Annotated in this window: 20 protein-coding genes and 2 pseudogenes; 11 read left to right on the forward strand and 11 right to left on the reverse strand. The window is 73.9% G+C overall.

Annotated features, from left to right (window positions below; all coding sequences use genetic code 11):
* Positions 1-27: 27 nt before the first annotated feature.
* Together ACIQWA_RS00120 and ACIQWA_RS00125 are read left to right on the forward strand one after the other, a co-directional pair.
* Positions 28-744, forward strand: coding sequence for a hypothetical protein (locus ACIQWA_RS00120; RefSeq protein WP_402476107.1), 717 nt, complete (start codon positions 28-30; stop codon positions 742-744).
* Positions 719-961, forward strand: coding sequence for a hypothetical protein (locus tag ACIQWA_RS00125; protein ID WP_402476108.1), 243 nt, complete (start codon positions 719-721; stop codon positions 959-961). The genes ACIQWA_RS00120 and ACIQWA_RS00125 overlap by 26 nt, the downstream gene beginning before the upstream one ends.
* 206 nt (positions 962-1,167) lie before the next feature.
* Here the strand turns inward: ACIQWA_RS00125 and ACIQWA_RS00130 are convergent, their stop codons facing one another.
* Both ACIQWA_RS00130 and ACIQWA_RS00135 read right to left on the reverse strand, forming a co-directional pair.
* Positions 1,168-3,180 carry an aldehyde dehydrogenase family protein gene (locus ACIQWA_RS00130; protein WP_402476110.1) on the reverse strand — a complete coding sequence of 671 codons (2,013 nt, stop codon included), beginning with the start codon at positions 3,178-3,180 and terminating at the stop codon, positions 1,168-1,170.
* A 62-nt stretch (positions 3,181-3,242) separates the two neighbouring features.
* The gene (locus ACIQWA_RS00135; protein ID WP_402476113.1) at positions 3,243-4,805 is read right to left on the reverse strand and encodes an MFS transporter; all 1,563 of its coding nucleotides are present in this window, start codon (positions 4,803-4,805) and stop codon (positions 3,243-3,245) included.
* 177 nt (positions 4,806-4,982) lie between these two features.
* On the opposite strand from ACIQWA_RS00135, the gene ACIQWA_RS00140 reads away from it, so the two are divergent.
* On the forward strand, positions 4,983-5,438 hold the full coding sequence (locus tag ACIQWA_RS00140) for a MarR family winged helix-turn-helix transcriptional regulator (RefSeq protein ID WP_402476115.1): 456 nt from the start codon (positions 4,983-4,985) through the stop codon (positions 5,436-5,438).
* 148 nt (positions 5,439-5,586) lie between these two features.
* On the opposite strand, the gene ACIQWA_RS00145 is transcribed toward ACIQWA_RS00140, so the two are convergent.
* Entirely contained in the window at positions 5,587-6,096 is a 510-nt protein-coding gene (locus tag ACIQWA_RS00145; RefSeq protein ID WP_360232798.1) for a hypothetical protein, read from the reverse strand.
* A gap of 213 nt (positions 6,097-6,309) precedes the next feature.
* Between ACIQWA_RS00145 and ACIQWA_RS00150 the strand changes: the two genes are divergently transcribed.
* Together ACIQWA_RS00150 and ACIQWA_RS00155 are read left to right on the forward strand one after the other, a co-directional pair.
* Entirely contained in the window at positions 6,310-6,630 is a 321-nt protein-coding gene (locus tag ACIQWA_RS00150) for a hypothetical protein (RefSeq protein ID WP_402476119.1), read from the forward strand.
* 232 nt (positions 6,631-6,862) lie between these two features.
* Entirely contained in the window at positions 6,863-7,645 is a 783-nt protein-coding gene (locus tag ACIQWA_RS00155) for a S1 family peptidase (protein WP_402476120.1), read from the forward strand.
* Positions 7,646-7,800: 155 nt separating this feature from the next.
* On the opposite strand, the gene ACIQWA_RS00160 is transcribed toward ACIQWA_RS00155, so the two are convergent.
* Positions 7,801-8,430 (reverse strand): TetR/AcrR family transcriptional regulator C-terminal domain-containing protein, encoded by a 630-nt coding sequence (locus tag ACIQWA_RS00160; RefSeq protein ID WP_360232807.1) that lies wholly within the window; start codon positions 8,428-8,430, stop codon positions 7,801-7,803.
* A gap of 95 nt (positions 8,431-8,525) precedes the next feature.
* Here ACIQWA_RS00160 and ACIQWA_RS00165 point away from each other — a divergent pair, with 95 nt between their 5' ends.
* The gene (locus ACIQWA_RS00165; protein WP_402476123.1) at positions 8,526-10,067 is read left to right on the forward strand and encodes an APC family permease; all 1,542 of its coding nucleotides are present in this window, start codon (positions 8,526-8,528) and stop codon (positions 10,065-10,067) included.
* Positions 10,068-10,217: 150 nt separating this feature from the next.
* Positions 10,218-11,954 carry an amidase gene (locus ACIQWA_RS00170; protein ID WP_402476126.1) on the forward strand — a complete coding sequence of 579 codons (1,737 nt, stop codon included), beginning with the start codon at positions 10,218-10,220 and terminating at the stop codon, positions 11,952-11,954.
* Positions 11,955-12,083: 129 nt separating this feature from the next.
* Here the strand turns inward: ACIQWA_RS00170 and ACIQWA_RS00175 are convergent, their stop codons facing one another.
* Positions 12,084-13,454, reverse strand: a complete 1,371-nt coding sequence (locus tag ACIQWA_RS00175) for a hypothetical protein (RefSeq protein WP_402476129.1) — start codon at positions 13,452-13,454, stop codon at positions 12,084-12,086.
* 286 nt (positions 13,455-13,740) lie between these two features.
* On the opposite strand from ACIQWA_RS00175, the gene ACIQWA_RS00180 reads away from it, so the two are divergent.
* On the forward strand, positions 13,741-14,229 hold the full coding sequence (locus ACIQWA_RS00180; RefSeq protein ID WP_402476132.1) for an ArsI/CadI family heavy metal resistance metalloenzyme: 489 nt from the start codon (positions 13,741-13,743) through the stop codon (positions 14,227-14,229).
* 20 nt (positions 14,230-14,249) lie between these two features.
* Here the strand turns inward: ACIQWA_RS00180 and ACIQWA_RS00185 are convergent.
* Both ACIQWA_RS00185 and ACIQWA_RS00190 read right to left on the reverse strand, forming a co-directional pair.
* Positions 14,250-14,387 (reverse strand): annotated as a pseudogene (locus ACIQWA_RS00185) (type 1 glutamine amidotransferase domain-containing protein); the annotation flags it as partial.
* A gap of 156 nt (positions 14,388-14,543) precedes the next feature.
* Positions 14,544-15,791, reverse strand: a complete 1,248-nt coding sequence (locus tag ACIQWA_RS00190) for an NADH:flavin oxidoreductase/NADH oxidase family protein (RefSeq protein ID WP_402476135.1) — start codon at positions 15,789-15,791, stop codon at positions 14,544-14,546.
* Positions 15,792-15,890: 99 nt separating this feature from the next.
* Between ACIQWA_RS00190 and ACIQWA_RS00195 the strand changes: the two genes are divergently transcribed.
* On the forward strand, positions 15,891-16,481 hold the full coding sequence (locus ACIQWA_RS00195) for a TetR/AcrR family transcriptional regulator (RefSeq protein ID WP_402476136.1): 591 nt from the start codon (positions 15,891-15,893) through the stop codon (positions 16,479-16,481).
* A gap of 82 nt (positions 16,482-16,563) precedes the next feature.
* On the opposite strand, the pseudogene ACIQWA_RS00200 reads toward ACIQWA_RS00195, so the two are convergent.
* From ACIQWA_RS00200 to ACIQWA_RS00215, 4 genes and pseudogenes are all read right to left on the reverse strand, one after another.
* Positions 16,564-17,805 (reverse strand): annotated as a pseudogene (locus ACIQWA_RS00200) (NAD(+)/NADH kinase).
* Positions 17,806-18,019: 214 nt separating this feature from the next.
* A complete protein-coding gene (gene uppS, locus ACIQWA_RS00205) occupies positions 18,020-18,796 on the reverse strand; it encodes a polyprenyl diphosphate synthase (RefSeq protein WP_360232833.1) in 777 nt (258 codons plus the stop codon).
* 67 nt (positions 18,797-18,863) lie between these two features.
* Positions 18,864-19,652, reverse strand: a complete 789-nt coding sequence (locus tag ACIQWA_RS00210; RefSeq protein WP_402476139.1) for a hypothetical protein — start codon at positions 19,650-19,652, stop codon at positions 18,864-18,866.
* A 31-nt stretch (positions 19,653-19,683) separates the two neighbouring features.
* Complete coding sequence (locus ACIQWA_RS00215) at positions 19,684-19,983, reverse strand: PadR family transcriptional regulator (protein WP_402476142.1); 300 nt, start codon at positions 19,981-19,983, stop codon at positions 19,684-19,686.
* An 84-nt stretch (positions 19,984-20,067) separates the two neighbouring features.
* On the opposite strand from ACIQWA_RS00215, the gene ACIQWA_RS00220 reads away from it, so the two are divergent.
* Positions 20,068-21,099, forward strand: a complete 1,032-nt coding sequence (locus ACIQWA_RS00220) for a hypothetical protein (RefSeq protein WP_402476144.1) — start codon at positions 20,068-20,070, stop codon at positions 21,097-21,099.
* 126 nt (positions 21,100-21,225) lie between these two features.
* The gene (locus tag ACIQWA_RS00225) at positions 21,226-22,140 is read left to right on the forward strand and encodes an alpha/beta fold hydrolase (protein ID WP_402476147.1); all 915 of its coding nucleotides are present in this window, start codon (positions 21,226-21,228) and stop codon (positions 22,138-22,140) included.
* Positions 22,141-22,151 lie beyond the last annotated feature (11 nt).

The following is a 22,151-nucleotide window of genomic DNA, read 5'->3' on the forward strand; positions in this document are numbered from 1 at the left end:
CCATGGTGTCGTCCGTAGAATGACTTCATGAGTACGAAGCCACCGAAGCCCGCAGCCAGGCCGGAGCCGGTCTCCTTCCTCGCCGCCGCCGCAGCGCTCGCCGTCATCGACGACGCCGTCCGCACGGCCCGAGAATCCGGCCGCCCCGCAGACAGACATCCCGCAGACAGACGTCCCGCGGACAACGACGCACAGGAAGGTGGTGCCGAGCAGGCGCTGGCCGCCCTCGTGCTGCTGCGGGAACTGCGCACCCAGCTCGCCGGATGGGAGGCCCCGATGGTCGAGGCCGCCCGCGCCGCGGGCGCCACCTGGGCCGACCTCGCCCAGCCCATGGGCGTCGCCAGCCGGCAGGCCGCCGAGAACCGCTACCTGCGCCTGCGCCCCGCCGGTGCCACCGCCGCCACCACCGGCACCGCTGCCACCGGCGCGGAGCGGGTCAAGGCCGTGCGCGACCGCCGCGCCGCCGACCGCGCCGTCGACGCCTGGGCCCGCGACCACGCCGCCGACCTGCGCGTCCTGGCCGCCCGGATCACCGCCGCCGCCGGCCACTCCCCCGAGGCCGGGCCCGCCCTGGCCGCACTCACCGCCGCCCTCGGCGCCACCGACCCGGCCGGCCTCATAGCGCCCCTGGCCGGTATGCGCCTCCACCTCGGGGACGCCCATCCCGACCTCGCCGCCCGCCTCGACGACCTCACGGACCGCACCGACCGCCTCCGCCATGACAGCGACCAACGACGCGCCTGACTCCCCGGCCCAGGACCGCTGGCAGCACCTCGAGGACCGCCTCGCGGCCGTCGAGCAGCGGATCCGCGAGCAGGGCACCGCGACCCTCGGCGTCCTCGACACCCATCTGGCCCGCCTCGACGCCCTGCGTCGCCAACTCGCCGCCCAGCCCCAGGGCCCCGACGCGGCCGGCAGCCCGGACCGCCACCCGGGCCCGTCCGCGGGAGCGGCTCATTGAACCGGGCGCCGAACCGGGCGCCTGCCCGAGAGGGCCGTCGGGCGCCATCGGTTCCGGGGACAGAGCCGGGGACGGCAGTCGGTCGACTGCCGTCCCCGGCTCTCGTTCGTCCTCGACGGTCGCCGTGCCTCCGCCGTCCGGGCGGCGGCTGCGCCGGGTCGGACGGTGTCACCACGTGGTCGGCGCGGGGCCGCGGCCCCGTACGGTCAGCCGAGGGGCTTGTCGAGGACGGCCTTGGCGTGGCTGAACGTGTCGATCGAGTACTCGCCGTGGTAGCGGCCCATCCCGCTCTCGCCCACGCCGCCGAACGGCAGCTCGGGCACGGCCAGGTGGGAGACCGTGAGGCCGAAGACGAGGCCGCCCGAGGAGGTCTCGGCCGCCAGTCGCTGCTTGGTCCGCTCCGACTCGGTGAAGGCGTACAGCGCGAGCGGCTTGTCGCGCTCGTTGATGAAGGCGATCGCGGCGTCCAGGTCGGGCACCGCGACGATCGGCAGGATGGGGCCGAAGATCTCCGACTGCATCACCGGCGCCTCGGGAGAGACCTCGGCCAGCACGGTCGGCGCGAGGTAGCGCTGGGCGCGGTCGTGGTCGCCGCCGATGACGGTCCGGCCGTCGCCGAGCAGGGCGGTGAGCCGGTCGTGGTGGCGCTCGTTGACGATCCGCCCGTACTCCGGGCTGCTCGCCGGGTCGTCCCCGTACAGGGCGCGCACGGCCTCGGCCAGGTGCGCCTCCAGCGCGGTGGCGGTGTCGCCGACGGCGAGGACGTAGTCGGGGGCCACGCAGGTCTGCCCGGCGTTCTGGAACTTGCCGCGCGCCACCCGCTGGGCGGTGACCGCGAGATCGGCGCCGGGCTCGACCACCACCGGGCTCTTGCCGCCGAGCTCCAGGGTGACCGGCGTCAGGTACTTGGCGGCGGCCGTCATGACGATCCGGCCGACCTGGCCGTTGCCGGTGTAGAAGATGTGGTCGAAGCGCTGCTCCAGGAGCGCGGTGGTCTCCGGCACCCCGCCCTCCAGCACGGCCACGGCCTCCCGGTCGAGGTAGCGCGGCAGCAGACGGGCGATCGCCGCCGAGGTCGCCGGGGTGAGCTCGCTGGGCTTGACCAGGGCGGTGTTGCCCGCCGCGAGGGCGCCGACCAGCGGGGCGAGGGCCAGCTGCAGCGGGTAGTTCCACGGCGCGATGATCAGCACCACGCCGAGCGGGTCACGGACCACCTGGGCCTCGGCGGGCAGGAAGGCGCCGGGGACGGCGGCCGGGCGCGGCTGCAGCCACTGCTCCAGGTGCTCCACGGTGTGGTCGATCTCGTTCAGCGTGAAGCCGATCTCGCCGCGGTAGGCCTCGGTCGCGCTCTTGCCCAGGTCGGTGTGGAGCGCGGCCAGCAGAGCCTCGGACTGCTCGGTGAGCAGCGCGCGCAGCGCACCCAGCTGGGCGAGGCGCCAACCGAGCGGCCTGGTACGGCCGGTGGCGAACGTGGCGCGCAGGCGGGCCACCACGGTGGCCGGGTCGGTGGCCACGGCGGCGACCAGGGTGCGGGCCAACTCGGCCGAGGAACCGGGGTTCTGGCCGGTGTAGAGGTTGCGGTCGATCACGGTGTGCGGGGTGAACGGCGCGGCCTCCACGAAGTCGGCGCCGAGCTCGACCAGGCGGTCCTGGACCAGCCACTTGGCGCCCGCGGCCAGGCCCACCGCCTGCTCCTCGGCGTTGCTGAAGGCGGTCATCCGGTAGCCGGCGAAGGGCCAACTGCCGTCCTCGTTCCGGGCGGCGAGCAGCGCGGCGGGCGCGTGGCAGACCACGCCCAGCGGCTTGCCCGACGCCAGCGCCCGGGTGAGCAGCCGACCGGAGTCCTCGTCCACGGCGAGGTCCTCCATCGGACCGTGGCCTCCCGGGTAGAAGACCAGGTCGTACGCCTCCGGGTCGACCTCGGCCAGCTTCGCGGGGTGCTCCAGGTCCGCGCGGATGGCCTCCAGGTAGGCGGCCAGCCACTCGGCCTTCTCCTGGCCCCCGCCTGCGGCGCCGCCGTTGGCCTCGGCGCTCAGGCTGCCCCGGTCGACGGGGGCGGGGACGCCGCCGGGGGTGGCGATGGTGATCTCGAAGCCCGCCTCAGTGAAGATCCGGTGCGGCTCGGCGAGTTCCTCGGCCCAGAAGCCGGTGGGGTGCGGGGTGCCGTCGGCGAGGGTCCAGTGGGCGGCGCCGGTGACGACGAAGAGGGCGGAAGTCATGGTTGGTGCTCCAGGTCGACAGGGGGAGGGAGTTGCGGGGTGATCAGGGTTCGTCGGGGTGATCAGGAGTTGTCGGGGACGGCCCCGGCAGCGGTCGACACGGTGACCGCCGCGGCGCGCGGCTGCTCGTCGGCCCGCGCGGTGAGCGGCCGGTGGTGCTTGCTGAGCCCGACCATCGCGACCCCGGCGGCCAGCAGCAGAGCGACCGCGGCGATCACGAAGCTGAGGGTGAACTGGCTCTCCGCGGGCAGCGCGGCACCACCGAGCGCGGCGTAGCTGACCGTCTTGGAGGCGAGCAGCGAGGTCACCACCGCGCTGGCGATCGAGCTCCCGACCGAGCGCGAGATGGAGTTGATCCCGTTGGCGATGCCAGTCTGCTCCAGCGGCACGCTGGCCGCGATCAGGGCGGGCATCGCGGCGTAGCCGAAGGAGATCGCGATGCCGGTGAGCATGCCCGCCGTGATCACCGCGCCCTCGGCGCCGTGCCCGAAGGCCAGCCAGGCGAAGCCCGCCACGCCGATCAGGGCGCCGACCGCGAGGGTGGAGCGGGCGCCGATCCGGCGCACCAGCCGTCCGCCGACCGGGGCGGCGGCCAGCGCGATCAGGGCGCTGGGCAGCAGGTACTCGACGGAGGCGCGCAGGACCGAGGCGGTGAAGCCGTAGCCGGTCAGCCGGCCCGGCATCTGGACGAGGTAGGAGATGCCGATGAACTGGGCGAACGAGGCGAAGCCCACGAAGAGCCCGGTCAGGTTGGTGAAGAGCACCTGGCGGTGGACGAACATCCGCATGTCCACGAGCGGGTTGCGCACCCGTCGCTCGACCAGCACCCAGAGGACGGCGAAGACGGCGGCACCGGCCAGCGCGCCCAGCGTGCGGGCGGAGGACCAGCCCCACTCGTGGCCCTGTGAGATGCCGAGCAGCAGCAGGACCAGGAAGACGGCCAGGGTGAGCGCGCCCAGCACGTCGACCCGGCCCCCGGTGGGCGAACCGCCGTGCGGTACCACGACGGCGACGGCCGCCAGGGCGAGCACCGTCAGCGCGGTGGAGAACCAGAAGACCAGGTGGTAGTCGGGGTGCGAGCCCTGGGTGAGCAGCCCGGTGGCCACCAGCGAGAGGCCGCTGCCGAACGCCAGCGTTCCGCTGACCAGCGCCATCGCCCCGTGCAGCTTCTCGTGGGGCACCTCGTCGCGGATCACGGAGAGGGCGAGCGGGAAGATCGCGGTGGCGGAGCCCTGCAGCACCCGGCCGATGATCAGCAGGGCCAGCGAGGTGGTGGTCGCGGCGATGACCGAGCCGACCACCATGACCGCGAGGACGGCGAGCAGCGTGCGCTTCTTGCCGAACTGGTCGCCGACCCGGCCCAGCAGCGGGGTGAAGACGGCAGCCGAGAGCAGCGCGGCGGTGGTCACCCAGCTGACGCCGGCGGCACCGGTGTGCAGTTCCTTCTGCAGGAGGGCGAGGATCGGGACGACCTGGGTCTGCGCCATGGCCACGACCATCGCGGCCAGGCCCAGCGCCAGGATCAGGGGCGTACTGCCGCGCTTTCCGACCGTGGCGGTGGTAGTGGCAGTGCTACTGGCGGCGGGGGCGGATCGGGGCACGGCGCGATCGGCGGCGTGGCTCATCGGGTGGGGTCCTTCCGGGAGGTGGCGGCCGCGCGGGGACATGGGCCGGCCGGCGCTCGAAGGCAGCGGGCGGAAACCTGGACGGTTGAAGCCTGCAAGGTTGATGTCTTCAAGCAATGCATTGAAGGTAGACCTGAAAGATTGATGAAGTCAAGCAATCCTGCCTACACTCGACGCATGACCCAGCCCGCCACCCCGCCTGCCGCCTCACCCTCCACCGGCACCGCCGCTCCCACGCCGGTCGAGCTGATGGACCAGGTCGCCGGCGCCGCGGCCGCCTACTACCGCCACTTCGCCGCGCTGGCGGCCGAACGCGGCCTCACCCTCATGCAGGGCAAGACGCTCAGCCTGCTGCGCGAGCCCCGCCCCATGCGCACCCTGGCCGAGCTGCTGGCCTGCGACGCCTCCAACGTCACCGGCATCGTCGACCGCCTGGAGGCCCGCGAACTGGTCCGCCGCGAGATGGACCCGGCCGATCGGCGGGTCAAGAACGTGGTGCTCACCGAGGAGGGCGAGCGGACCGTACGGCAGATCCGGGTGGAGCTGATGTCCAGCCTCACCGGGCTGGCCCAGCTGGACGAGGCGGACCGGCGGGCCTTCCAGCGGCTGCTGAGCCAGGTCTTCCCCGGGTGACCGAGACCCCTTCGGGCGCGTCCGGGTCGGCCGACCGCAGCACGGCGGCCCCCGGCCCGAGGTTCGAAGGACCTCGGGCCGGGGGCCGGAGCGGGGGTCACCCGCGGTGGGGCGTCACCCGCGGTGGGGCGTCACCAGCGGCGGACCGTCACTGCCAGGCGCGGTTGACCGCGTCGCGGGCCTGGCCCAGGTACTGCTGGTAGGTGCCGAGGTTCCAGGCCGCCCAGGAGGCCCAGCCCCGGCCGGTGCCGTCGTTGTCGATCCGGTAGGCCTTGCGGGCCGACCAGCCCATGTCCTGCCAGTTCTCGGCCGTGACGACATCGGCATCGTGGTAGTGGACGTCGGGGTACCAACGCTCGTTGATCTGCCACGCCCCGAGGTCCTTGGTGCCCGGGTCGGGGTCGGTGGGGAGGTTGGTGTGGACGGCCAGCCGGTTGCAGCCGGACTCGGCCATCGCGATCGCGACGGCGTAGATCGCGTCGTCGTTGCGGCCCTCGCCGGACCTGTCCTTCGCGAAGCCGGCCAGCTTCGCCTCCCGGGCGCAGGCGTCGATGCCGCTCTGGTCCCCGGAGGCGTGGGCGGTGAAGCCCGTCGAACTGATGGTCAGGGCCAGAGCGACGGCCGATCCGGTCAGCAGTGCACGAGTTCTACGGAGCACGTGTGTTCTCCCTTCGGTGCCGGCCCGGGATCGGGCCGGGTACGGGGAGGGACGCTATGCGGCACCGGTAGACAGGCGGTCAACGCGGAACGCCGGTGCCGCACAGCGCCCCTCCCCCGTACCCCCGTGCCACCCCGTGGGCGCGCGGGAGCGGCCCGGATAGGGTGGAACGGCACGTCAGAGGGCCGGGAGCGGCCGGGAAGGGCCTGGGGCATGGGGAAGAAGAGCGAGCTGGACGACCTGCGGGCCCGGGTGGCCACGCTGGAGGCGGAGGTCGACCGCCTGCGGGGAGAGGCCGCGGCGGCCGGGCGGGCACCGGCGGTGACCGCCAGTCAGACCCAGTCGATGACCCGGATCGCGGATGCCGTCGGCGTCCTGGTCTCCGCCCGGGCGGAGCAGCCGACCCGGGTCCTCCAGGCGCGCGGCGGGAGCCCGGAGAGTCCCGTCACGGAAGCGACGGAGCCTGCGGAAACCCGTAGCCTCCCGGCCCCCGCCCACGGCCAGTTCCTGGAGAGCCTGCTGTCGGGTCGTTAGACCGGGAGCCGGCCCCGACGGCGGGCTCGGAGTCGGGGTACCACCAGGAGGCGGAGAGGCGAGCGATCCTCGCTCATACTTGCGTGTTTACGCAAGCCTCCGATCGTCGGCCCTCTTCCCGCCGAGCGGCGGATGTTCCCGACGGTCCGTCAGGGGCCAGCCTTACGGGCAGCTCGACAGGTTCACGTCATCCCCCACGGGCGGCCCCCACGCCGCCGGACAAGGACACGTCATGAGGCACTTCCCCCTGCCCGGAATCCTCGCCACCGCCGCCGCGGCCACCGCGCTGGTGCTCGCCGCACCGGCGGCCGGCGCCTCCGCCGCGCCCCTGCCCAGCCGGCCCATCATCGGCGGCGGCAGCGCCTCCCAGGGCTACTCCTTCATCGTCTCGCTCCAGCAGAACGGCCAGCACCTCTGCGGCGCCTCGCTGATCTCGCCCACCTGGGCGGTCACCGCGGCCCACTGCGTGGCCGGCGGCACGGCCGACCAGTTCACCGTCCGGGTCGGCTCCAACGACCGCACCTCGGGCGGCGAGGTGGCCTCGCTCGCCAAGGTCGTCCCCCACCCGAACTACAGCACCAACAACGACATCGCCCTGCTCCAGCTCAGCGCCCCCGTCCAGGCCACCCCGATCGCCATCGCCGACGGCGCGCCGGCCGGCACCGCCGTCAGGTTGCTCGGCTGGGGCCAGGAGACGCCGCCGCGCGGCGGCGACAACGGCCCGGACCAGCTCAAGGAGCTCGACACCAGCCTGCTCCCCAGCGGCTGCGCCGAGGGCTTCGACCCCTCCTCCGAACTCTGCGTCAACAACCCGCAGGGCCCGGACGGCAGCAACCAGGGTGCCTGCTACGGCGACTCCGGCGGCCCGGCGATCGCGCAGGTCAACGGCGAGTGGCGGCTGCTCGGTGCCACCAGCCGGGCCGGCGGCACCTCCTCCACCTGCGCGGTCGACCCCTCGATCTACACCGATGTGACGGCGTTCAGGGACTTCGTCCGGAGCACCACGGCCGGCTGATCCCCGACCCCTCCGCGGGGCGCGGCAGCGCCCCCGACCGGCGGCCCGCCACCCTCTCCGGGGGTGGCGGGCCGCCGCTTCGCTGCGGGGCCGACCTGCTCAGGACGCGCCCCACGAGGTCGCAGGACACGCCCTACGACGCCCCAGGACGCCCCCTACGACGTCCGGCGCTCGATCCCGTCCAGCAGCAGGCCGAGCCCCACCTCGAACCCGCGGTCGTCGAGCTCCGTCGCGCCGCCGCCCCGGGCCAGGGAGCCGTCCAGGGCGTCCGCGAGCGCCGGGTACTGCGGCCGGTAGGCGGCCGGTTCCCGGGTGAAGCCCGCGGCGAAGGTCTCCATCGCGGAGCCGAGCACCAGGTAGTCCACGGCCGCAGCGACCTCGGCGGCGTCGGCGGGTTCGAGGCCCGCCCGGCCGAGCAGCGCGAGCAGGGCGTCGTAGCCGGTCAGCGCGCTGTCGGCCTCCACCCGGCGACGGGCCAGCAGGGCGAGGGCGTTCGGGTGCCGCCGGAAGACCGCGCGGTAGCCACGCGCGTACGCCGCGAGGCCGGCCCGCCAGTCGGGGTCGCCCAGCGGCCCGTGGTCGATCTCGTCGTTGACCAGCCCGGAGACGGCGTCGACCAGGGCGTCCTTGCTCGGTACGTGGTTGTAGAGCGACGCCGCCTTCACCCCGAGCCGCTCCGCGAGCGCCCGCATGGTCAGCCCGTCGGGGCCCTCCTCGTCCACCACCTGGAGCGCGGCACGCGCGATCCGCTCGCGGGTCAGCAGTGCCCTGCTCGGTCGGCCCACCGAAATCCCCTCTTCCGCTCTCCGTGTCCGGGGGCTATCGTGCCAGACCGACAGCAGTCGCTAACAAAGTTAGTTTTATCGAGAGGGCGCAGCCAGTGGTCGAGCACACCCCCACCGACGCCACCAACGCCACCGACGCCGCCGATGCCACTGGCACCGCGGACTCCGACCGGCTGGCCGCGCTCGGCTACCGGCAGGAGCTACGGCGCAGCCTGAACGTGCTCGGCAACATCTCCATGGGCTTCGCCGTCGTCTCCCCGGTCGTCGGTCTGTACGCCGCCGTGCAGGTCGGCATGAGCGTCGCGGGCGGCGCCTGGGTCTGGGCGCTGCCGCTCTGCCTGCTCGGGCAGTGCCTGGTCGTGGCCGTCTACGCCGAGCTCGCCTCGCAGTGGCCGCTGGCCGGCGGCGCCTACCAATGGAGCAGACGCCTGTCCAGACCCGCGGTCGCCTGGCTGAGCGGCTGGATGTGGCAGTTCGCCGTGATGTTCGGCAACACCACCGTCGCCTACCTCGCCTCGCCCTGGCTCTTCGCGCTCTTCGGTGCCGTCCCCACCCCCGCCGAGCAGGTCCTCGTCTCGGTCGGCTTCATGCTCGGCTGCGCCCTGGTCAACGCCTACGGCATCAACCTGCTGCGCCGGGTCGTCAGCCTGGGCATCGCCGCCGAGGCCGTCGCCTCCGTGCTGGTCGGCCTCACCCTGCTGCTGGTCTTCCGGCAGCACGGATTCGCCCTGCTCACCGACTTCCTCGACGCCCCGAAGGGGCTGGGCGTCAGCGACACCGGCGCCCTGCTCGCCGCCGTCGCCGTGGCCGGCTGGGCCTTCATCGGCTTCGACGCCTGTGTGTCCACCGCCGAGGAGACCAAGGACGCCGCCCGGCAGGTGCCCAGGGCGATGTGGTGGTCGCTGCTCAGCGTCGGGCTCGTCGTCGTCCTCAACGCCGTCTCGGTCGAGCTCGCCCACCCGGACCCCACCGACGTCGTCGCCCTCAAGGACCTCGACCCGGTGACCACCGCCGTCACCCACGCCTTCGGCGGCTGGGCCGACAAGCCCTTCGTCCTCGTCGTCCTGATCAGCTTCACCGCCTGCCTGATGGCCTCCCAGGGCGGCGCCGCGCGCGGCCTCTACTCGCTCGCCCGCGACGACGTCTTCCCGTTCTCCCGGCAGGTCCGCAAGGTCAACCGGCACAGGGCGCCGATCGGCGGCCTGGTCGCCGCCACGGTGATCAGCTCCGCCGCGCTGCCCCTGGGCCTGAGCACCTCGGCCATCGGCAGCCTGATCACCTTCGGCAGTGCCGCCACCTTCGTGCCGTTCTTCCTGCTCACCGTGGTCGCCCTGACCGCCCGCCTGCGCGGCACCTGGAAGCCCGCCGGGGCCGTCGGCTACGGTCGCCTCGGCACCCCGCTCAACGTCCTGGCGGTGCTGTGGACCGGCTTCGAGGTGGTCAACATCTGCTGGCCGCGCGCCATCCTCGCACCGGCCGGAGCGCCGTGGTACCAGATCTGGGCGGCACCGCTCGGCGTCGGCACCGTCACCCTGGCCGGCCTCGGCTACCTGCTCGCACGCCGCCCCGACCGCCGGATGCCCGACCCGGGCCAGGACCGGCCGCACGGCGACGAACTCGCCCCCGCCGTCGTGTAGTCGACCCGGTCGACCCACCGGGACAGCGCCCCCGACCTTCCGCTTCCGGCTCACAGACTCCGGCTCACAACTTCCGACTCTCCGCGTCCGACCACCCGCTTCCGACTCGCCGCTTCCGACGCGAGACCGAACACCCCTGGAGGAACCCGCATGACCCACCCCTTCGACGTCGTCGAGACGGGCATCGCCGACCTGCGCGCCGCGCTGGAGAAGGGCGAGACCACCTCGGTCGGCCTGCTCGACGCCTACCTGGCCCGGATCGAGGCCTACGACCGGCCTGGCACCGCCACCGCGCTCAATTCGCTCGTCGTGATGAACCCGGAGGCCCGCGCCGAGGCCGAGGCGTCCGACGCCCGCCGCGCCCAGGGCCGCACCCTCGGCCCGCTCGACGGCATCCCGTACACCGCCAAGGACAGCTACCTCGCCAAGGGCCTGACCGCCGCCGCCGGTTCGCCGGCCTTCGAGCACCTCGTCGCCCAGCGCGACGCCTTCGCGATCGAGCGGCTGCGTGCCGCCGGCGCCGTGCTCATCGGCCTGACCAACATGCCGCCGATGGCGAACGGCGGGATGCAGCGCGGCGTCTACGGCCGGGCCGAGAGCCCGTACAGCGCCGACTGGCTGACCAGCGCGTACGGCTCCGGCTCCTCGAACGGCTCGGGCACCGCCACGGCGGCCTCGTTCGGCGCCTTCGGCCTCGGCGAGGAGACCTGGTCCTCGGGCCGGGCGCCCGCCTCGTACAACGCCCTGTGCGCCTACACCCCCAGCCGCGGTGTGATCTCGGTGCGCGGCAACTGGCCGCTGGTGCCGACCATGGACGTCGTCGTCCCGCACACCCGCACCATGGCCGACCTGCTCGAACTGCTCGACGTCATCGTCGCCGACGACGCGGAGACCCGCGGCGACCTGTGGCGCGCCCAGCCCTGGATCAAGCTGCCCGCGGCCTCCGAGGTCCGCCCCGCGTCGTACCCCGCGCTGGCACCCGCCGACGCGGCGGCGGCCGGTTCGACCCTCGCCGGCCGGCGCGTCGGCGTGCCCCGGATGTACATCAACGCCGACCCCGAGGCCGGCACCAACCCCGAGGGCGGCATCGGCGGCCAGACCGGGCAGCGGATCGACACCCGCCCCTCGGTCATCGCCCTGTGGGAGGCCGCCCGCCGCGACCTGGAGGCGGCCGGCGCCGAGGTCGTCGAGGTCGACTTCCCGGTGGTGACCAACTACGAGGCCGACCGCCCCGGCGCGCCCTCGGTGTTCACCCGCGGCCTGGTCGGCCGGGACTACCTCACCGTCGAGATCGAGGACCTGTCCGCGTGGTCCTGGGACGACTTCCTGCGCGCGAACGGGGACCCGGCGCTCGCCACCCTGACCGAGGTCGACGGCGAACGCATCTTCCCCGTGCACGAGGGTGAACTCCCGGGCCGCTACGAGGGCTTCGGCGACACCGTCGCCGACTACCCGCGCTTCGTGCGGGAGCGCCCGTACGCCTCCCTCACCGACATCCCGCTGCTGGAGGCGGGCCTGCGCGGCCTGGAGGAGACCCGCCGGGTGGACCTGGAGGTGTGGATGGACGAACTCGGCCTGGACGCCGTGGTCTTCCCCGCCGTCGCCGACGTCGGCCCGGCCGACATGGACGTGAACGAGGCCTCCGCCGACCTCGGCTGGCGCAACGGCGTCTGGGTCGCCAACGGCAACCTCGTGCCGCGCCACCTCGGCATCCCGACCGTGACCGTGCCGATGGGCACCATGGCCGACATCGGCATGCCGGTGGGGCTCACCTTCGCGGGCCGCGCCTACGACGACACCGCGCTCCTGCGGATCGCCGCCGCCTTCGAGGCGACCGGGCAGCGCCGCACGGAGCCCTCGCGCACCCCGAGGCTCTCCGCCAACTGACGGGCCGGGGCGGCCCGGGGCGGCCCGGTCGGGATCATCCTTCCGGCCGGGCCGCCCGGGTTTCGGGGACGGCGTCCGACGATGGCGACCAGCGACGGCGGGCAGCGATCAGCGATCAGCGATCAGCGATCAGCGACGACGGAACAGCCCGCGGCGCTTCGCCGGCGGCGGGGGCGGGGGCGGGTCGAGCAGCGTCGTGACGGCGTGCAGGAAGGGCCGGGCCTGGGCGGTCATGCCCGTCCGGTGCAGCCGGTGGCGGCCCTCCCCCTCCCACTCGCCCAGCACCGCCCCGCGCTCGCCCGTGATCGGGTCGATCCCGTACTCCAGGGTGAAGAACCGCTGCGCCGAGCCGTCGCCCGGCGAGGCCAGCACCACCGCGAAGGCCTCGGTCGCCGCCCGTGGCCTCGGCAGCACGACCAGGAGCAGCCGGTGCTGCCCGACCTGGACGAACCCGCCCTGGAGGCCGTCCGGCGCCACCCGCTGCTCCGCGGGCAGGCTCGCGCCGTACTCCTCCCACAGCCGCAGCAGTTCGGCGTCGATCCGCTCCCCCGGCACCGACCCCAGGTGGGTCTGCGAGCGCAGCACCCGGTGCGCGAAGCGGTAGTGGTGCGGGCGCGGCGCGGGCAGGTCCCCCTCCCCCTCGGCCAGCCGGGTGACGGCGGCGATCACCTCGTCCGCGTGCACGAGCTCCAGCAGTCCGCCCTCGGCCACCCGGGTGAGCGGGGTCAGCTCCCCGTCGCGCCACCAGTAGGTGTGCACGGACAGCGGCGCGCTGGACGCGTCGTACTCCCGGGCGGCCCTCTCGATCAACACCTCCAGCACGCCCGGGACTTGGAGATCGAACGGCGCGAACAGCAGCCGGAACGGCGTGGGGAACGCCACCACCGCGCCGTCCGGCGGCAGTTCCCGGCCCGTGACCTCGCGGTGGACGGCGTCCAGGGCGAGGACCCGGCTCCCTGTCAGCGCCGAGTCCCCGGTGACGACGTGGAGGCCGCCACCCTGCCCGGTCGGCAGCACCTCGTGCTGCTCGACGGGCAGCCGGGCGAGCCGCGCCCGCGCGGCCTCCCGCAACCGCGGCACGACCCCCAGTTCGGTGACCGCCTCCGAGGTCAGCACCTGCCAGCCGACGGGCGACTCCAGGGCGAGGAACTCCAGTACTCCCGGGGCGACTTCGAGCGCGTGCGGGTGCCGCGCGGACTCGGCCAGCGACGCGGCGTCCAGCAGCAGCGGATAGAGGCGGGCGGCCACCTCCTCCGGCGGGCCGCCGCCCGCCCCCGGGCCCCGCACGGCGGCGACCAGTTCCCGGACGTGGGCCCGGACCAGCTCCGGCAGCGGGACGTCCGCCCGCCGACCCACCAGGTCGAGCAACCCGCCGAGCCCGTAGTCGCGCCCCTGGGCGTCCCGGGCGACGTCCCCGTGCAGGGTGACCTCGCACCCCGACGCCGCGAACGCCGCCCGCACCAGCGCGGCCAGCTCCGGCTCCAACTCCTGCCGTCCCATTGTCCCCTCCCCACTCACGCTCCACCCCCGCCCCCTCGGGGACGCCACCAGCCCCCTGCCCGGTTGCCGTGCCCCGGACACCTCCGGCGGGGCGGCGTGGTGGGCCGGTCAGGCCCGGGGCTGGACGCCGAGGTCGGCGAGCAGGCCGCGGCCGCCGCCTCGTCCCGGTCGAGCACCTTCAGCTCCAGATTCGACGGGCGTCTATGTTGACAGCCATCTATACAGGTGCCAACCTCACCCATATCGACACCTGTCGAATCAAGACCACGGACCGGGGAGACCCACCATGTCCCGCGTACAACTCGCCCTCCGCGTCGCCGACCTCGACGGCTCCGTCGCCTTCTACTCCCGCCTGTTCGGCGTCGAACCCGCCAAGCGCCGCCCCGGCTACGCGAACTTCGCCGTCACCGACCCGCCGCTCAAGCTCGTCCTCCTCCAGGGTGAGGCCGACACCCCCACCCGCCTGGACCACCTCGGCGTCGAGGTCGGGACCACCGAGGAGGTCAGCGCCGCCACCGCCCGCCTCCGGGACGCCGGCCTGGCCACCTTCGAGGAGATCGGCACCGCCTGCTGCTACGTCCTCCAGGACAAGGTCTGGGTCCACGGCCCCGGCCGGGAACCCTGGGAGGTCTACGTCGTCAAGGCCGACGCCGAGACCCTCGGCAGGAGCGCCGACGACACACCAACCGACAGCACCCCCGGCGCCGACGACAGCTCCACGGCCGCCTGCTGCACCGAACCGGCGCCCGCCGGCGCGGGGTGCGCCTGCGGCTGACCGCCACAGCTGCGGTCGCGCTACCCGGGCTGCGCGCCGAGGTCGGCCACCAGCCGGGTCGCGAGACGCTCGGAGGAGGCCGGGTTCTGGCCGGTGTAGAGGTTGCGGTCGACCACCACGAAGGGGCGCAGCGGCACCAGGCCCTTGACGTACCGGGCGCAACGTCCAGCGGTCCGCCGCGGACACGACGCACAGGACCTGCATCTTCGCCATCGCGCCCTCCCGGGGGCTCGTCGTTCCGGCTGCCACGTCCACCCCGCCGGGGTCGACGTTACGGCGCGGGCGCAGCACCGGCGACCCGCCGGGGCCGGGGGTCACCGCTGCGCGGCGCGGGCCGTGGGCAGCCAGGTGCGGTAGCGGCGCAGGGCCTGGCGCTGTTGGAGCTGCTCGGCGAGGAGGGCGACGGCCGGGTGGGTGCCGGGCCTCGGGGCGCGGCCGCGGGCGAGGCGGCGGAGCTGGTGGCGCACCTGGGCCATGGTGGCGGCCGAGGCCAGGGCCTTGTCGGACCAGGTGACCGGTCGTATCCCGCGGTCGGCCTCGCGCCCGGCGGCCCAGCGGTCGGGCAGGTCGGGGGTGACGGCGAGGGCGGTGCCGATGCCGACGACCTCCACACCGCCGGCCAGCGCCCGTTCGGCGGTCTCGCGCCGGGTGATGCCGCCGGTGAGCATCAGCGGGAGCGGGCTGGTGGTGACCAACTCCTCCGCGAGGTCGAGGAAGTAGGCCTCGCGGGCGCGGGTGCGGTCGTCGGCGGGGCGGCCGGTCATGGCGGGGCTCTCGTAGCTGCCGCCGGAGAGTTCGACCAGGTCGACGCCGAGCGGTGCGAGCATCGCGATCACCTGCCGGGCGTCGTCGGCGTCGAAGCCGCCGCGCTGGAAGTCGGCGGAGTTGAGCTTGACGGCGACGGCGAAGGCCGGCGGGACGGCGGCCCGCACGGCGCGGACGACGTCCAGCAGCATCCGGGCCCGGTTCTCCAGGGATCCGCCCCAGGCGTCGGTGCGCCGGTTGACCAGGGGCGACAGGAACTGCGACAGCAGGTAGCCGTGCGCGGCGTGGATCTCCACGCCGTCGAACCCGGCCCGGGCGGCGCGCGCGGCCGTGGTCGCGAACCGGTCGACGGTCGCGCCGATCTGCTCGGGGGTCATCGCGGTGGGACGGCCGAAGCGGCCGCTGTGCCGGCCCAGGTCGACGCCCACCGCGGACGGGCCCCACACCACGCCGGGCATGTCGGCGGCGACCTGGCGGCCGGGGTGGTTGATCTGCATCCAGACCGCCCCGCCGCCGGACTTTGCGGCCTCGGCCCAGGCGGTGAACGGCTCCAGCGGCGCGGCCTCGTCGAGTACGACGCCGCCCGGGCCGGTCAGCGCCTCGGCGTGGACCATGACGTTGCCGGTGATCAGCAGGCCGGTGCCGCCGGCGGCCCAGCGCCGGTACAGCTCCAGCATCCGCGGGACGGGCAGTTGGCCGTCGCCGGCCATGTTCTCCTCCATCGCCGCCTTGGCGATCCGGTTGCGCAGAACAGCCCCCGAGCGCAGGTGCAGGGGCGAGAACAGCTCGCTGGCCATTCGGGTCTCCTCTCCTCGATGTCTCCGTCGACTAGGATGTGTACAGCGCTCACATTAGGCGAGAAATGTGAGCGGTGCATACATCAGGGAGGGTGACCCATGCCACAGCCGACGACCGGCTCGTACCACCACGGCGACCTGCGCGCCGCCTGCCTGCGCGCCGCGCGGGAACTGCTGGAGGAGGACGGTGGCTCCGGCCTGTCCCTGCGGGCGGTCGCCCGGCGGGCCGGCGTCTCGGCGACCGCCCCCTACCGCCACTTCGCCGACCGCGAGGCCCTGGTCTCCGCCGTCGCCTCGGAGGGCTACCTCGAACTCGCCGCCGCCCTCACCGCGGCCCACCCCGCGCCCGCGACCCCCGACGAACTCGCCACCGTCGCCGTCGCCTACGTGCGCTTCGCCCTGGACCGCCCCGCGCTGTTCCGGGCGATGTTCGCCGAGCCCTGCGACCCGGCCAACGAGGAACGGGCCGCCGCGACCGCCGCCGTCCGCCAGTACGTCCACGGCATCGTCCACGGCGTGTTCCCCGGCGCCGACCCGGAGGCGCTGTCCACCGCGGTGTGGGCGCTGGTCCACGGCCTGGCCTTCCTGCACCTGGACGGCAAGCTCGACGCCGCCTCCCCCGAGGCGGTCTCCACCCAGGTCACGGCAGCCGTCCTGGCGGCCTTCGCCGTCGCACCGACCAAGGCCTAGGGTCCGTCAACGTGCCGTCAAAGGGAACGTCCGCCCGCCTCCCGTACCCGTCGGCTCCGGCCGCCGGTCAGCGGGCCGCCGGTCAGCGGGCCGCCGTGGGCGGGGTCAGCCGCAGGCCGGCCAGGTCCGGCGGTACGGCAGCGCCGGAGTCGGAGCCCGGGCGGAAGAACGGGGCGGACTCCCCGTCCGTCGCGGTGGCGGGCGCGTCGGTGAGCCGGAACCGCTCCCGCAGCCGGCCGTAGAAGTCGGTGGGCCGGAGGCGGATCAGCCGCACCCGCTGCGGGGCGCGGTAGACGCCGATCCAGTCCCCCGGGTCGAGGACGCCGCGCAGCTGGCCGTCGATGCTGACCGCCGCCCGGCCGGAGTGCGGCAGGACGCGCAGCGCGACCGGCTCGTCGGGGGCCGCGACCACGGTGCGGTTGAAGGTCATGTGGGCGGCGATCGGGGTGAACACGACCGCGTCCATGTGCGGGGAGAGCACCGGGCCGCCGGCCGCGAAGCTGTAGGCGGTCGAGCCGGTGGGCGTGGCGACCACGAACGCGTCGGCCGAGTATGCGGCCAGTAGCCGGCCCGAGATGTAGACCCCGGCGCTGACCTGGTGGTCCCGGGCGAGCTTCTCCACCACCACGTCGTTGAGCGCGTTGACGTCCAGGGCCAGGCCCCAGCCGTCCCCCGCGCCGTCGCCGGGCCGCACCGACGGGGGTGGCAGGGGCGCGGGGCCCCGCCCGTAGCAGAGGAAGGCCTCCATCTCGGCGGGCACCCCCGGCGGCCTGGAGGCCCGCATGGTCAGCGTCATCCGCTCCTCCACCGGGGCGTTCCCGGCGTGGACGGCGTCCAGGGCGTGTCTTGTGGATCAGGTCGGACCAGACCGCGGCGTCAGGGTGCGTGCATCGCAAGGCGGAGGAGGGAGTCCATGCGGAGCATCGGCGACCGACGACAACGCGGCGAGGTGCGTGCCCTGGCGTCGCGGGCCTGGCCTGATCCACAAGACACGCCCTCGGGCGGCGGCGAGGTCGCGGACCGGCACCTCGGTGAGGAAGCCGACGCTGCCCAGGTCGACGCCGAGCACGCTGGCCCCGGTCTTCACCGCGATCCGGGCCCCGCGCAGGAAGGTCCCGTCCCCGCCCAGGGTGACCACCAGGTCCGGGTCACCGGCCGCGCGGGCCTCCTCACGGCCGGAGCGGCGCCGGTGCTCCGGCGTCCAGACGTCGATCTCGGTGCAGCGGACGCCGTGTGCCGCGCACCAGGCGTGCACGGCACGCGCGGCCTCCCGGGCGGCCTCGCGGCCCTGGTGGACGACCAGACCGAGTCGGTGCACGGGCATGGCGGAGGACCTCGTCTCGTCGCCGGGGTACGGCGGCCCGGCCCGCTCGGATGCGGTGGAGCCGCGCCTTCCTACCGGCCCATCGTGGCGCGTCGACGCCCGATCGGCTCGCCGGACGGCGGCGCGCCGGGCACGGGCGCCCACTGGCCGGGAAGCCCCGAGGCGGTCCTGCCAGCTGGCCGGGACCGGGCAGGAGAACCTACGAGGCCGGGGCTCAGCCGCCGTAGCGCCGTTGCCTGGCGGCGAAGCTGCGTACGGCGCGCAGGAAGTCGACCTCGCGGAACGCGGGCCAGTAGGCCTCGCAGAAGTACAGCTCCGAGTAGGCGCTCTGCCAGAGCAGGAAGTTCGACAGCCGTTGTTCGCCGCTGGTACGGATGACCAGGTCGGGGTCGGGTTGGCCGGCGGTGTACAGGTGCGGGGCGATGTCGTCGACGGTCAGGGCGTCCGCGGCCTCGGTCAGTGACACGCCCGCTTCGGCTCGCGCGTACATCAGGTCACGCACGGCGTCGACGACCTCCTGGCGGCCGCCGTAGCCGATGGCCAGGGTGACGTGAGCGCCGGTGGTGCAGGTACGGGTGGCCTCGACGGCCTCCTTGAGGGCGCGGGCGGTGCTGTCGGGCAGGGCGTCGGTCATTCCGGCGAGGTGGACCTGCCAGCGGGCGTCCGGGCGGGTGAGGCGATCGACGACCACCTGCTCGATCAGCCGCATCAGGTAGGCGACTTCGGTGTCACCGCGGCGCTGGAGGTTCTCGGTCGAGCAGACGAAGACGGTGATGTGCTTGATCCCCAGGGCCTCGCACCACGAGAGCACCTCCTCGACGTGCTCGGCGCCCACCTTGTGGCCGAGGCTCGGGTTGGCCATGCCCATCTGCCGGGCCCAGCGGCGGTTGCCGTCCATGATCAGCCCGACATGCCGGGGCAGTGGACCCGCCATCACCTCGCGGCGCAGGCGGCGGGTGTAGAGCGAGCGGAGCAGGTCGGGCATGGGCACCGTCCAAGTCGGGATGGGAGCGGCCCGCCGGTTCGGGCGGGCCCTGGGCAGGCGGGTGTCGCGTGGCTCACCCGGCCGACGGCAGGTCGCGCAGGTCGCGCAGGGTGCCCGCGCAGACCGCCGTCAGCAGCAGCAGACCCACGCCGATGCCGACACCGAGCGGGTGGAATCCGGCACCGGTGAGCGAGAGTCCGAGGATGGTCGCGCCGCCGGTGGCACTGGCGCCGGCGAGGGTCCACACACCGGCCCGGAGGCGGTCGGTGCCGGGGGGCACGACGGCATCCGCACCGACGCCGGTGAAGATGCGGGGGATCTGGATCGCGCCGAGGCCGAGGGAGATCCACCAGGCCGCGAGTACGGCGGTGCGCAGGGTGGGCGGTGAGGCGTCCGCGTCGACGCCGCCGTGCACCAGGACCACCACCGTGGTGCCGAGGAGCGTCGGTACGGCGAGGCGACGGAGCGCCCAGCCGAGCAAGGTGACCGTGGCGCGCAGCGTGGGCCGGGGCCGGGGTGCGACGAGGGCCACGCCGAGCAGCAACAGGGTGGTGCAGCCGTGTGTGACCTGCTCCCGGACGGCGTCGGCGGGCAGCGGGCCGGCCTGTTCGGCGGCCAGGTGGCTCAGGAACCAGGCGGCGAGGGCGACCGTGATGCCCATGGTGGCCACCCGTCGCTGGCGCTGGGCCGGGGCGTCGGCGGGCCAGTGGGCCGGGTGCAGCCACATGTCCACGATGCCCGCGATCAGGTTGGGCCAGGACTTCCAGCCCGCGCCCCGGGCCTCGTCCTCCACCATCGAGCCCCAGCGCTCGCGGAAGGCGTTCGGGTAGAGCCTGACCAGGCTGCGGGTGACGACGCTCATGCCCACTCCTCTGTTCGCTCGCTGCGCTCGCTCACGCCGGGTTCACCCCCAGGCGCCGCAGTCCCGCGTTCGCGACCCGGGCCATGGCGCGCAGTTCGCGTTCCAGGACCTCGCGGCCGAGGGACGTCAGTCGCACGGGACGCTGGCGGCCCTGCCCGTCGAGCGGCTCGATCAGCCGCTTCGACTCCAGCCTGGCCAGCGCCCCGTACAGGCTGCCGGGGCCCAGCCGCTCCCCGGTCAGCTCCTCGATCGCCGTGTTGATGGCGTATCCGTGCAGCGGCCCGTCGGCCAGCGCGCAGAGCACCAGCGTCTGGGCATCGTTGGCTTGCATGTCGCTCCTTTCGATCTGACGGAGCACCATACTACGTGCCACGAAGTACGTGCTACGTAGTACGCGATGTGTACTATCGCCGCCATGCGACATGATGTGACGATCGATCAGCTGGACGTCGGACACCCGGCTCGGCCCGCCGCGGCCGCGGCGCTGTGGACGTCCGCCGCCGGCGCCGCCGCCTTCACGCTGTTCGCCTACCTGACGACGCAGGTTCGCCCGGTGCGGGCGGGCAGTCCCTGGCAGGGCGATCCATACGACGCGGTGGTGACCTTCACCATGTTCTTCGTCCCCCTGCTCGGTGCGCTCGGCGGAGCAAGGGCGCTGCTGTGCCGCCGCGGCCGACCAGTGCCGCGCTACCGGATCGAGCAGACACTTCGGGCCGGGCTGGTCTGCACGCTGCTCGTCGCCGCCACGCTCGCCACCGACTGGGCGGCGGTGGCCGCGCGGGCGGACCGCGCGTCCTGGGACGGCGGCACCCCCTGGCTGATCGCCTCACTGCTGCCGCTCACCGGGGTGACGGCCGGGAACCTGCTGCTGCACCGCCGGGCGATCCGACGGCTACCGAAGCCGGTGCGCGGGGCCGAGGACACGGGCGGGGACTGGCTGGACGACCTCGCACCCCTCGCGACTCTCCTCGCCGACCCCCGCTCCCGCACCTGGCGCGCGCTCGCCGCGCTGATCGGCCGCGCCAAGGTGCTCGACTTCGTGCGCCTCCGGTTCACCCTGCTCGCCGCCGCAGCCGCCGTCGCCGCCGGCCTGCTGGTCGCCACGGGAATGGCTTCCGGCGAGGGCTGGCCCGGGGCACTGCTCTTCACCGTGGAGACCGCGGTCTTCGCGGGCGGCACCTTCGCCTTTGTGATGATCTGCAACAGCGTCCTGCGGTTCGCCGCGTCTCCTCCCGCGTCGACAACGAGCCGGGCCGCCCGGATCGCGACCACCACAGGCGCGTTGACGCTGCCGGTCGCCCTGGCACTGCGGGACACCGCCTGGCAGCTGCTCGGGCTCGGCGACCAGGTCGACTCCATCGGACAGTGGGCGGCCGCCACCCTCGCATTCGCGCTACTGACGGGCGCGCTCACCTTCGGCGCGACTGCGACCGCAATCAGGAAGTGACAGCGGGAGGCATCGGTCGATTGCCGGAGTCCCGCGAACTATTCAGTATTTTACCAGAATAGCGATGGAAAGTCATATCCGCTGGGGATGTGGAAAATTGGTGCCTTGTTCGCTATGTTGGCGCCCATGACGGCGAGTACTGAATTAATTGTCGAATCTGGCGAATCCGGCGAATTGCAGCTGTGGACCGAACGGCTCGGCAACCCGAACGACCCGGCGGTCCTGCTGGTGATGGGGACCGCCACACCGGGCATCGGATGGCCGGACGAGTTGGTGGACGTGCTGGCAGCCGGCGGTCGCCAGGTCATCCGCTACGACCACCGGGACACCGGCCGGTCCGCCTGCGTGGACTTCGCCACCCACCCCTACACGCTGGCAGACCTGGCCGCCGATGCGACGGCCGTGCTCGACGGCCACGGAGTGGCCGCCGCGCACATCGTCGGGGCGTCCCTGGGCGGTGCGATCGGCCAGTGGCTGGCCGTGCACCGCCCTGAGCGCGTACTGACTCTGACGGCGATGATGACCGGCCCGATGGGCCACAGCGCGGGCCCGGCCTGGGCACGCGCCATGGCCGGCCAGGCACCCGACCCCAGCGACCTACCGCCGCCCACAGCACGCTTCCTGGCGCACCTCGCGCAACGCGCCGCGCTCCCGCAGGGGACTCGCGACCAGTACGTCACAGCGAACCTGGAGACGTGGCGAGTGCTCAACGGTGACGTCCTTCCCTTCGACGAGCCTGCCGCTCGCCGCTTCGTGGAAGCCTCCTTCGACCGGACCGCCAACCACAGCGCGGCCCTCAACCACGATCTGGCAGGACGCCACATGACCGAGGACCGCCTCGCACCGCTGTCCTCGATCAAGGCCCCGACGCTGGTCGTGCACGGCGCGGAGGATCCGCTGCGCCCGCTACCGCACGGCCGTGCCCTCGCCGAGGAAATCCCCCATTCCCGATTCCAGCCGATTTCCGGCATGGGGCACACACTGTTCTCTCCGGGACTTCCCCAACAGATCGGCGAGATCATTCGCGAGCACACCGCGTAGCAGGCGGAACG

This window comes from Kitasatospora sp. NPDC098652 (genome assembly GCF_044760155.1).
Classification (GTDB): Bacteria; Actinomycetota; Actinomycetes; order Streptomycetales; family Streptomycetaceae; genus Kitasatospora.

Excerpts from the sequence above, each read along its gene's own strand:
- ACIQWA_RS00120 (WP_402476107.1), top strand. The coding sequence starts at position 28 with ATGAGTACGAAGCCACCGAAGCCCGCAGCCAGGCCGGAGCCGGTCTCC.
- ACIQWA_RS00155 (WP_402476120.1), top strand. The coding sequence starts at position 6,863 with ATGAGGCACTTCCCCCTGCCCGGAATCCTCGCCACCGCCGCCGCGGCC.
- ACIQWA_RS00190 (WP_402476135.1), bottom strand. The coding sequence starts at position 15,791 with ATGGCCAGCGAGCTGTTCTCGCCCCTGCACCTGCGCTCGGGGGCTGTT.
- ACIQWA_RS00170 (WP_402476126.1), top strand. The coding sequence starts at position 10,218 with ATGACCCACCCCTTCGACGTCGTCGAGACGGGCATCGCCGACCTGCGC.
- ACIQWA_RS00220 (WP_402476144.1), top strand. The coding sequence starts at position 20,068 with ATGCGACATGATGTGACGATCGATCAGCTGGACGTCGGACACCCGGCT.
- ACIQWA_RS00150 (WP_402476119.1), top strand. The coding sequence starts at position 6,310 with ATGGGGAAGAAGAGCGAGCTGGACGACCTGCGGGCCCGGGTGGCCACG.
- ACIQWA_RS00180 (WP_402476132.1), top strand. The coding sequence starts at position 13,741 with ATGTCCCGCGTACAACTCGCCCTCCGCGTCGCCGACCTCGACGGCTCC.
- ACIQWA_RS00210 (WP_402476139.1), bottom strand. The coding sequence starts at position 19,652 with ATGAGCGTCGTCACCCGCAGCCTGGTCAGGCTCTACCCGAACGCCTTC.
- ACIQWA_RS00195 (WP_402476136.1), top strand. The coding sequence starts at position 15,891 with ATGCCACAGCCGACGACCGGCTCGTACCACCACGGCGACCTGCGCGCC.
- ACIQWA_RS00125 (WP_402476108.1), top strand. The coding sequence starts at position 719 with ATGACAGCGACCAACGACGCGCCTGACTCCCCGGCCCAGGACCGCTGG.
- ACIQWA_RS00175 (WP_402476129.1), bottom strand. The coding sequence starts at position 13,454 with ATGGGACGGCAGGAGTTGGAGCCGGAGCTGGCCGCGCTGGTGCGGGCG.
- ACIQWA_RS00215 (WP_402476142.1), bottom strand. The coding sequence starts at position 19,983 with ATGCAAGCCAACGATGCCCAGACGCTGGTGCTCTGCGCGCTGGCCGAC.
- ACIQWA_RS00130 (WP_402476110.1), bottom strand. The coding sequence starts at position 3,180 with ATGACTTCCGCCCTCTTCGTCGTCACCGGCGCCGCCCACTGGACCCTC.
- ACIQWA_RS00140 (WP_402476115.1), top strand. The coding sequence starts at position 4,983 with ATGACCCAGCCCGCCACCCCGCCTGCCGCCTCACCCTCCACCGGCACC.
- ACIQWA_RS00225 (WP_402476147.1), top strand. The coding sequence starts at position 21,226 with ATGACGGCGAGTACTGAATTAATTGTCGAATCTGGCGAATCCGGCGAA.
- ACIQWA_RS00135 (WP_402476113.1), bottom strand. The coding sequence starts at position 4,805 with ATGAGCCACGCCGCCGATCGCGCCGTGCCCCGATCCGCCCCCGCCGCC.